Annotated in this window: 11 protein-coding genes and 1 other annotated feature; all 11 genes read right to left on the bottom strand. The window is 35.2% G+C overall.

Annotated elements, in window-relative coordinates; all coding sequences use genetic code 11:
• On the bottom strand, positions 1-645 hold a 645-nt coding region (locus tag Q7P22_RS07525; RefSeq protein ID WP_303862623.1), incomplete at its 3' end, for a class I adenylate-forming enzyme family protein.
• A 323-nt stretch (positions 646-968) separates the two neighbouring features.
• Positions 969-1,215: a binding site (T-box leader), on the bottom strand.
• 133 nt (positions 1,216-1,348) lie between these two features.
• Complete coding sequence (locus tag Q7P22_RS07520) at positions 1,349-1,741, bottom strand: lipopolysaccharide assembly LapA domain-containing protein (protein ID WP_303862621.1); 393 nt, start codon at positions 1,739-1,741, stop codon at positions 1,349-1,351.
• A gap of 145 nt (positions 1,742-1,886) precedes the next feature.
• On the bottom strand, positions 1,887-3,344 hold the full coding sequence (gene guaB / locus Q7P22_RS07515; RefSeq protein ID WP_303862618.1) for an IMP dehydrogenase: 1,458 nt from the start codon (positions 3,342-3,344) through the stop codon (positions 1,887-1,889).
• Between the two features lie 342 nt (positions 3,345-3,686).
• On the bottom strand, positions 3,687-3,890 hold the full coding sequence (locus tag Q7P22_RS07510; RefSeq protein WP_303862615.1) for a hypothetical protein: 204 nt from the start codon (positions 3,888-3,890) through the stop codon (positions 3,687-3,689).
• Positions 3,883-5,538: a phage minor capsid protein gene (locus Q7P22_RS07505; RefSeq protein WP_303862612.1), complete on the bottom strand. Its 1,656-nt coding sequence runs from the start codon at positions 5,536-5,538 to the stop codon at positions 3,883-3,885. The genes Q7P22_RS07510 and Q7P22_RS07505 overlap by 8 nt, the downstream gene beginning before the upstream one ends.
• Positions 5,525-7,018, bottom strand: coding sequence for a capsid protein (locus Q7P22_RS07500; protein ID WP_303862609.1), 1,494 nt, complete (start codon positions 7,016-7,018; stop codon positions 5,525-5,527). Before Q7P22_RS07500 ends, Q7P22_RS07505 begins: the two co-directional genes overlap by 14 nt.
• 3 nt (positions 7,019-7,021) lie before the next feature.
• Positions 7,022-8,395 (bottom strand): terminase, encoded by a 1,374-nt coding sequence (locus Q7P22_RS07495; RefSeq protein ID WP_303862606.1) that lies wholly within the window; start codon positions 8,393-8,395, stop codon positions 7,022-7,024.
• A complete protein-coding gene (locus Q7P22_RS07490) occupies positions 8,385-8,858 on the bottom strand; it encodes a terminase small subunit (RefSeq protein WP_303862603.1) in 474 nt (157 codons plus the stop codon). Before Q7P22_RS07490 ends, Q7P22_RS07495 begins: the two co-directional genes overlap by 11 nt.
• A 208-nt stretch (positions 8,859-9,066) precedes the next feature.
• Complete coding sequence (locus Q7P22_RS07485; protein WP_303862600.1) at positions 9,067-9,228, bottom strand: hypothetical protein; 162 nt, start codon at positions 9,226-9,228, stop codon at positions 9,067-9,069.
• A gap of 210 nt (positions 9,229-9,438) precedes the next feature.
• A complete protein-coding gene (locus tag Q7P22_RS07480; protein WP_303862598.1) occupies positions 9,439-9,837 on the bottom strand; it encodes a hypothetical protein in 399 nt (132 codons plus the stop codon).
• 92 nt (positions 9,838-9,929) lie between these two features.
• Positions 9,930-10,283, bottom strand: coding sequence for a hypothetical protein (locus Q7P22_RS07475; protein WP_303862597.1), 354 nt, complete (start codon positions 10,281-10,283; stop codon positions 9,930-9,932).
• Positions 10,284-10,353 lie beyond the last annotated feature (70 nt).

The raw sequence follows: 10,353 nt of genomic DNA, 5'->3' as shown, positions 1-10,353 counted from the left end.
TTCTACTTTAGCAGCTGTCATAAGACTCTCATGGGTATGTAATATTGCTTTTGGGAAGCCAGTTGTACCTGATGAAAAATAAATTACAGCCTCTTGCTCCTCTTTTAGTATAATTTTAGGAGCTACTGAAGAACAACATGCAGTCAATGAATAATAGTTTTCAGCAAAGGAAGGGCAATCTTGACCTAGGTATAGACGTATTTTTACCCTTGAAATCTCATCTCGAATAGATTCTATTCTTTCCGTAAACTCTGGGCCAAATATTATAACATCACATTCTGCTAAATCAACACAGTATTGAATTTCATCTGAAGTATATCGATAGTTAAATGGCACTGCAATTGCGCCAGTTTTTAGTATGCCGAAATAAATGGGCAACCACTCTAAGCAATTCATTAGTAGAATTGCTACTTTCTGACCCTTTTGTAACCCTCTATCCAATAAAAAATTGGCCATACGATTTGCTTTATCATCAAATTCACGCCAAGTCATTTCTCGGCGAAACTTCTTTGATGGGTCTGTTTCAGCTAAATCATAATCTTTCCAACTGGTTTTAATTTCTTTTATTTCTGGGTTGATTTCAACCAAACTTACTTCACTACCGTATAAGGCTGCATTTTGAGTAAGGATTTCTGTAATAGGCATGTCTTCTTCTCCATTTTATTATTTTGGGAGGGGGATAAGCTTATTTTTAGCTTACATACACCTCGACAGTGGCTTTCGCCACTGCCGAGGTCGCGAGATTCGTCAAATGAAAGCAAATTTCTTACCTATTTATGAGGTGCTCATAATAAAGTTATATAGTAGCTGTAGTACTCGCCGTAAATGAAAACTGCGTTTTCGTTTTACTCGTTATTGCAGCAGTATAGACTCTTTTATTATTGTATCTCAATAAATACTTTAGAAAGTATTTTTTCGCTTATCTCATTTTTACGCGTAAAAAGAAACCGCCCTCCGAATATTTCTATTCAAAGGACGGATTGTATCCGTGGTACCACCTTAATTTACAAATGCCTCACGACATTCACCTCAACAGGTGCAATCACACCCTTGCACTATAACAGGTGCACCTGGCGAAGCCTACACAGAAAATCACTTTCAGCCCGCAACTCCTGGAATGTATTCAAAGCAATTCATCTTTTGCACCTTTCACCAACCGGTTGCTCTCTATAAAGCCTGACATTGCTTCTACTTATTTCCAATCTACATTATTTAAACTTGATTGTACTCTTTTTATAAACGAATGTCAATCCCAACTTTTTTATGTCTTGTCAACTTATTATACTATAAAATACTGCTCTTCTACATATATAAAACCTTTTAAAGTCAATAATCTTATCTTTTTACATTACAATGAAGGTCTATTTTTATCCGCTAATAAAGCTTGATTTTCGCCTTTTAACCTCTTGTTTTCTATGGATAGTTTTTCTAATTCCTTTTTAATATCTTTATTTTCATCTTTCAGCGTTTTCTTTTGATCCTGCAGAGAGTGATTTTCATCTATTAAAGTTTCGTTATCTGTAGTTATTTTTTTCATTTCTTTTGATTTAATAAATTGTTTTATTCCACCGAAAAGCACTGTAAGAATTGCTCCTACTGCTGCAGATAGAAAAATAATGAGAGCTAGGGAAATTTCAAATTGCCAGAAAAATAGTTTAACCGACACAGCTGCTGAATTAGTCAAAGCAAAAATGATAATTAAAATAGAACCAATTAAGGTCAAAATAAAGTTTTTTTGCATAGGATTACTGCCTCCTTTTTCTTCGATTGTCTTCAGTATTTCTATATACCCAATACAAACTGCTTTTAACCTAGTATACATTAAATAAAATAACCTAGGAAACCCTATTTCCTAGGTCTTATTTTTTCTTTTATTCCTTTATCATCTAATATTTTACGCTTGTGTAATTTGGGGATTCCTTATCGATAGAGACATCATGTGGATGACTTTCTCTTAAACCTGCACTTGTAATCTTGATGAATTGAGTGTTTTCTTTTAATTCTTGAATATTTGCAGCGCCACAATATCCCATACCAGAGCGAAGACCACCTAACATCTGGAACACTGTATCTGCTAATGAACCTTTGAACGGAACTTTTCCTTCAACACCTTCAGGAACCAGTTTATTGTTGCCCTCTTGGAAGTAGCGATCGGAGCTTCCTTGTTTCATGGCTGCAATCGAACCCATCCCTCTATAGGATTTAAAGCTTCTACCTTGATATATAATAGTTTCACCAGGGCTTTCTTCCGTACCTGCAAAGAGGCTACCAATCATAACGGTATCCGCTCCTGCTGCAATAGCTTTTACAATATCTCCTGAGTACTTAATACCTCCATCAGCGATAATTGGAACGCCATATTTTTTAGCGACTTCTGCACAATCCATAATAGCAGTGATTTGAGGAACACCAATTCCTGCAATAACACGTGTAGTACAGATAGATCCTGGTCCAATCCCTACTTTGATAGCATCTACTCCTGCTTCGATTAAATCTTTAGCTGCTTCTCCTGTAGCAATATTTCCAGCGATAATTTGAAGTTCAGGATAAAGTCCCCTAATATGTCGAATGGCTTCTAGTACACCTTTTGAATGTCCATGTGCTGTATCAACAACTATTACGTCTACTCTTGCTCCAACTAGAGCCTTTATTCTGTCTTTTATGTCTTTGTTTACGCCTACAGCTGCACCAACTAAAAGTCTTCCTTTATCGTCTTTTGCTGAATAAGGGTATTTGATAGCTTTTTCGATATCCTTGATCGTAATTAAACCTTTTAAATTATTGTATTCATCTACAATAGGAAGCTTCTCAATTTTATGACGTTTTAGAATACTTTCCGCTTCTTCTAAGTTCGTCCCCTCTGGAGCTGTGACCAGATCGTCTTTTGTCATAGCATCTTCTATTCTTTTTGTAGGGTCATTTTCAAATCGAAGATCTCTATTGGTGATAATTCCCACTAACTTTCCGTCTACTGTAATGGGAACTCCAGAAATGCGGTATCTTTCCATAAGCTCTAATGCATCGCCTACTACATGGTCTGGGCTTAAGAAGAATGGATCTACAATGACGCCGTGTTCGCTTCTCTTAACCTTGTCTACTTCCATAGCTTGATCTTCAATAGACATATTCTTGTGTATAATACCAATGCCACCTTGTCTTGCCATAGCTATGGCAAGCTTTGCTTCTGTTACAGTATCCATTCCTGCACTAATAATAGGAATGTTTAGCTTGATTTTCCTCGTTAAAACCGTAGCAAGTTCTACTTGATTTGGTAAAACCTCTGAATGAGCAGGTATTAATAGAACATCATCAAAAGTCAAACCTTCTTTTAATATTTTTCCCATACTTCACACTCCTAATTTAATTTTATTGGCTAAATTTATAAGACAATTCGAACATTGTTGAATTAAAAGATATTGAATATCCGTAAGAATATTTTTATCAGTATAGTCTTAACTAAAAAGATTGTCAATATTAAACGTAATTTTCAGAATATTTATATTTTACAAACACTTTGTTTGAGTGGTGATTAAACAATTGCGGAACAGTAGTTGAGCAATTGTTCATTTTCTCGCCTATAGGCGAGTTTCTGCATTCAGCTTTCAACGATAATAAAAAAAAGCCTCTTACTGTAGTGAACTCCAACTTTTGGGGGTCACATCACTTTTGGTTTAGTTGAGTGCTTTTTAATTTAATATTTCAATTTCTTCTATTTCGCTTTGATTAATCTCAAATAAAATTCCATCTCTTCTAACAGTAATATTATGCTCTTCATCTTCATCTTCTGGCCATAAATATTCTGTACAGTATCCTTTTGAAATTTTACCATTTATAAGCTTAACCTCGACTTCCTTATTAGCCGCTTTCTTCATTTCATCAACACTAATCATTTTTCCACTCCTTCTTAGGCTCCCTTGGGACTATATGCGTTCCCTTCTTTGCATAGCTGATAGAGAAGTAGCTTGTTATAGACTCTTTACCCGAATCAGGGTTTACACTAACACCTATGTTTTCTTTAGCAGTTATAAATTCTTTTTTAGTCCACTCCATACTTAAATCAGAAATTTTAGGTTCACCAGTTCCAGCATATTTATTTACAAGTTCTTGGGGGTCTACCCCATCTAAGAGATAGCTTTTACCCTCATAATTATTATGCCCCTTTATGTGCTTTCCTTGTCTACCTTCAATTATCTTTTTAACACAATCATCTGACTTGATATATTTCTTAATTTCTTTTATTTTATCATCCATTGCCTTTTGCTTCAATGACTCTTCATGGATTTTCAAATCTTTATTGCTAATACCTGGATTAGGTTTTTCTCTCCTGTAAGCCCTTCTAAGCTGTGGGTTGTCTTTCAAGAACTTTCTCATATCCGCTTGAAGCTTTTTCAGTTTATCTTTTTCTATCTCTAGACTATCTTTGTTCTTAGTCCCTTCTACAATCCTTTTCTGCTTTCTAATGGCTCTCTCCAACGCCCTTTGTTTTTGTTCTTGTTCATAATTTTCCAAAGCTTTCTTTTTATCTGGTACTTTAGGCAGTGAAGAAATTCCAGGGAAGTATGTATTTAAATTATGTCTGCAATTCGGATGCATTAGACCTTTCTTCATGGCTTCACTGAGCAGTGGGTAATCCCCATCTTCTTTCTTGCCGCCAGAGTAAACATCATCAATTAAAACAAGCCCTTGCCACGGTAGGCACAATTCACAAGATGTAGCATGAGCAGAAACAACTACAAAAGGATTTCCTATTTCCTGTCTTTTCTTACCCTCACCCATGAGATAGGCTCTATGATTTGCTGTTCTTAGCGCCATTTCAGCATAAGAGGCTATATTTACCTTCTTGCCATCTTTATATGTAATAGCATCAATACCTTTATCAAAAAAATCTTTAACAGCCATGTCTATAGCTTTTTCTAAACCTACAACGCCTTGATTGTAGTAAACTTGAGCTTTAAATATGGTCTGCCTATAAACATCATCCATGCGCCTTAAAACAGCTGAATTCCCTTTCTTAAAGTCATTTTTAACTGTTTCCATTAGTGCATCAATTTTTCTATCATTAGATTTGAAAAACGCATCATCAATAGGTCTTGGGGCGTCATTCCATTTCTTTATGTTATCCATGACCTTTTCTGTGACATTTTTTACAGCCTCTATATCTTTAGTGCTCGCACCATCTATTATAGGCTCTAATTCTCCAGGAAATTTAAACTGTGTTCCTTGGATATATTGATTTTGAATATCTTTAATCATGTTACTAACATTGTCTTGCGATTCTTTATAGGTATTTAACAGAGTATGATTAATCAAATCCTCTATAGGAGCGTTATATGTACCTATTATTTCTTGATTTTCTTTTCTGTATCTTTCCAGATCTCTTAGTTTGGCAGATTGCCATTGCTCAAACTTAAAGCCAATCTTTTGTTCTTCTCCCTGGTGCCTAGATAAGTTCCTTCGCATAGAGCGAATGAGGTCAAGTTCCATCTGTTCGTAGATTACTCGAAGATCATACGACTTATCTCTTTTATTCTTCGCCATCTTCTATCACATCTTCATCATCAATACCATCAATGCTAGCAGCAGGTTCATCTGTTACTAAATCCCCTTGTCTGATTCGTTGTACTTCCAGCGCCTTTTCTTCATCAGTCCAGGTGTCTCCGTAGAGCTCGTTTATTGCCTGTTCTAAACTCATTATGCCCAATGATTTAGCCTGACCTACTATTTCAGCAACTGAACCAAAGTCAGGGCTTGCGTATTCACCAAATGTAACTGTGGCTTCATATTCTTTAGGGCTTTTGGACTTCATGTTGTCATATACCTTCAAAGTGGTATCTATTAACAAAGGAACAACTTCTGTTAACACATCAATTATCTTTCCTCTGGTGTAGAGAGTTGTTTTCTCCTTCTCTCTCTGGGCTTCTGCGTTATCTGTCTTTTTAAGGTCTATTCCCAATGTACTAGGAGATATAATTCCTTGTAGACACATATCAAGAGTGCTGGCATAGGATTGAACAAAAGCATCATAGTTTATATCAGCTTGCTTCTGTTCTATCTGGTCTTTAGACTCTTCTTTTAATGAGCTCCCAACCTTAACGAATTGATTATCGAAAGGATTAGGCTTCATAAATGCACCTGTTTGTGGATTCTTAGGAACTAAGTCCTCTGGTATATAGTTCTTGACTCTACCAGCCCTTATTGCATCTATCCATTGAGATATAACCTCATCTAAGGCATCAAAATTGTCTGATTTTCTTTCAAATATTGAATTACCTCTATTCTCAAACTTAGCTGATTTAAAGAATCTCATAGGTACAGCCATTAAAAAATCACCTGAGAATGTTATTTTGCTCAGGTGACTAATTTCGGGTACTTTAGATAAAGGTACTTCTTTTCCATACCTATCATAAAGTTTATAATCAATAAATCCTTTGCCATATATCTCATCTAGCCTATAGGTTTCTTTATTGTGAGTGTAATAGGCATAAAATATGACTTCTTGGAGCCTTCCGCGCTTATAGATGTAACTAACATCAGAACCACTAAAAAACTCTATTAAGGGATATTCTGAGACCTCTGTATCTATACTCAATTTAAAAGTACCATCACCACAAATTAGGGTATCTTTAATAGCATCAGCTAGTAATTCATCACTCAACTTGTTATCTAGCGCTATTTCATCCCATAACTTTTGTTCTGATAATTCAATATTATCTAAATCAGATATAACAATATCTGCTAGCTTATCTACTATTTCACCAGGAATGCCACTATGAAACTTTCTAATGCTTGAATCTGCTGAGGGAACTGCAGCCCAAAACCTACTTTTTCCCACATCATCAGTTGCTGCTTGTTTAAAGAATTGATCCAGTTCAGATGGGTCACCTCTATACCATATTCTATTTCTTAGTACATTCATGTTATGAGATAGTGGCTCCCTAATACTTACTTGATTATCCTGTGCAGGTACTATGTTTAAAGCTTTCATTACCATGTTTTTCATCACCTCTTTTAGCCTCATAGTTTAACCACCTACTCCGATTCTATTTCGGAAAGGTATGAACCCATACTGTGACGCGTTAATTGTATGGTCGTTCCTGTCCTCAGGTTCGTACTTATCTTCTTTCCAGCTATAGCTTTCTAATTCTCCAATATGAACTACGCAATAATCTAACACTATATAATCAGCTTCAGGTTTATATTCATTTACATTAAGCCACCCTAGTTGTAAATGGATCCTGTCTATGATTTCCACCTTTTTATAAGCATTTAGGAAATTATATACACCCCCATGCTGCCTTTTGTATTTCTTTAATTCAGTTATTGTTGCTTGGTCAGCATTATCAACAAATACATCCCTAGCAAATCCCCACTTTTTTCTATTCCTCTCTAGGAATACTATTAACCTTGGAGGAATATCAGAGGGAGCTAAAGGTATTTCAAGACTTGCATTGTTATATACTTCTTCATTTAGGATGATAAGTTGTCCTTTATCAGTTATCCCTTGGTAGATAAAAGAGAATGTATCAGGGCTTTCTTGTGAGTATGCTGTATCTACTCCACAACTAAAGTGAATAAACTTTAATGGCTCCTTCTTGTCAGTCATTCTTTTCTTAAGCCATTCGGTAGCCCTTACATTATTCTTTCTGCTGAAGTTAGGGAATACTAATCCAGTTGCTCTACCCCTTAACCCTTGTATCTTATTTTTATAGAGCTTAGTACCCTTAGGAGCGGACCTCTTTTTCTTTTCTATATCCTCTTCACTTAAACTAAGATTATCGTTAAAGGTAAAGAACCAATACCTCCATGTGGGTACTGGTTCTTCTTTAAGTTCTTGCATTATCTCATTGGGTACATCTTTAGCGTATTTCTTATAGGGCCTAGACCTATTAATAAATTCTTTGTATACTGACAAGCTTGGGTCATCAGGATTTAGTGTGGCGATTAAGTAATCATTTCTAGTAGACACCTCTCTAATAAAGTCTATGTTAGCAGTATTAATCTCGTCTATATAAACACAGCCAAATTGAGAGCCTAGGACTAATGCCCATTTATCTTTGTTGTCGTAACCTAGGACAAAGATAATTTTATCTTCAAATTTTATGTGAGGTATCTTGTAGTCTTTATCTCCGTTACCATGATACTTAGCTTTGCCTTTATGAATATCAAGAATTCCGTTATCTTGCTGGATTATATTCTTCTCTGCAGTTCCTGTAGTCTTTGATGCTATAATATGGATTTTCTTCTTACTAGCACTTACCATTCTAATGAATTTGACTCCAGCGCCTACTGTGGTCTTACCGGACGCTGTGGTCCCTTCTAGAAAATCAGCATCTACATTTTTTGTACTGTTGATAAAATCTATATACTTTTGCGATAAGGGGAAACTACTCTTCAAGCCCCTCACCACCTAATTGATCTATGATATCAGCTAGTTTTTCTGATTTTTCAACGGATACATCCATTTTGTCAGTAAATAATGAATATCTTTTTCCTAAGAGTTCTGCTGCTTTATTACGTTCTCTTATGCCCACTTCTTTTCTAACCTTTTTTGCGGATGAAAAACCATCTCCTTCACCTTCTACAACAACTACTTCTTCATCAAGCTCACCTCTTAATATTTGAGTGAGGTATTTCATGACTTCTTTAGCGTCTGCAATGCTTTCATCTTCAATTTTTTTGAGCTGCTCGTCTATATAGTTTTTAACCTTGACATTTCTCAACAATCTACTGCCTGCTTGTGCTGCTGTAGTATCTTTTTTTACATTAGGATACGCCTTTTTATATGCTCTGGTAGCATTAAGGTCTACTAGGTACTCATTAGCAAATATCTTCTGTTTTTCAGTTAATCCTTTGGACATTAATGCTCACCTCGCTTTATTAGTTTTGGGTATTAAGAAAGAGCCCTTGGGCTCTCTAAGTAGTGTCCTACTTTGTTAATTTAAAAGATGCATTTCGCTTCACAAACTCTTCATCCACATTAAAACCTGCCATTTTTAAGATTCTAAAAGTTCCACTTGGCCCTTCTCCCCCATAACCTGCTGTAACTTCCCCATTGAATTCAATCTCTTATCCTCTATCATTTACTAATTTAAATGCATAATTTACTTCTGAAACATTCCCTAACATCTCTGCACTTATAACATTCCCAAAAGCTTCCTTGTAATTTTCATAAAATCTTATTGCAGATGCTGTTGTACAATGATTATTAATTTTGATTGATATAGACATTTCAACCTCCCCTTTCTATATATATATCGGCAAGAAAAGGGAAATATTTAAAATAATCGTTCGTCATCTTTCGACAATAATCCCCTAGGCGCGAATCGCTTCGGGGAAAGGAGGACATAAAAAAGAACCGTATCTCTACAGTTCTTCATGATAATAGCATATCATTGATTTTTGAAATAAAGAGTCATATAAAAGTCATAATACATTTATTTAAATCTTATTAATGAATTTCGATATAGAGCTTATAACTAAATCATAAAAAATTACAATGGCTGTTTGTAGCAGTGGCGTAAATATAAAACCCGCAAGATTATCTAATTTATCATATACATATAAGTAATGGTTGTTCAGCCACATATTAATATACCCCACAATCAAAAGTGCGATCAAAGCCAAAAGATAGCGCTGCTTTCTCCCAATATCATGAATAAATAATTTTAACAAAACAATAAACATCGGGGTTATATACCAAAACATGATAGCATTTGCTTCTACTAAAGACGTTAAATCAAAGCCTGCTTTAACAAACCCAATATAGCTATACCCTACATTTATTACAAATGAAAATACAAAAACAAGAATTGTATACAATGCCATATCTCTTTTCATAACTCACCTCACATATATTATATTATACTGGTTTCTTTTGTAAATAAAAATAGATACTGTACTAAATAGTATAGTATCTATTTTATATTATATTATATTGATAACGCACTGTATAAAGCAACCTGCAGGACATCTAGTATAGATGGCGCTACGTTATCTAAATATCTTAATTGATCAGTTTTACCGGAATCCGCCCAGTAGAAATGAGATGTTAAACCGACAGCATCATCTACAAGATGATATAAATTTGATGATACTGGAATAGCCTCTAAAAGATATAATATTAAATATGGGTGAGCGTGATACATCAATTCTAATGCTAGCCCGTCTCTACTTACCCCAAAAGACTGCCTATAATATTGAGAATAAAGGTTTAATAATGCATTCGCAGCAGATCTGGCTGTCGAAGGAAGGTAACTAACAGCTGTTGCATTTCCTTTATACAAACATAATGGGCGCATTGTAAAATGAAGTTGCAATAATCCATAGCGATGAACCTATGGTAGAATTGAGTCA

Source organism: Alkalibaculum bacchi, assembly GCF_937875145.1.
Taxonomy (GTDB): domain Bacteria; phylum Bacillota; class Clostridia; order Eubacteriales; family Alkalibacteraceae; genus Alkalibaculum; species Alkalibaculum bacchi_A.
The sequence above is the reverse complement of the archived record's forward strand: the minus strand, read 5'-3'. Positions and strand labels throughout refer to the sequence as shown.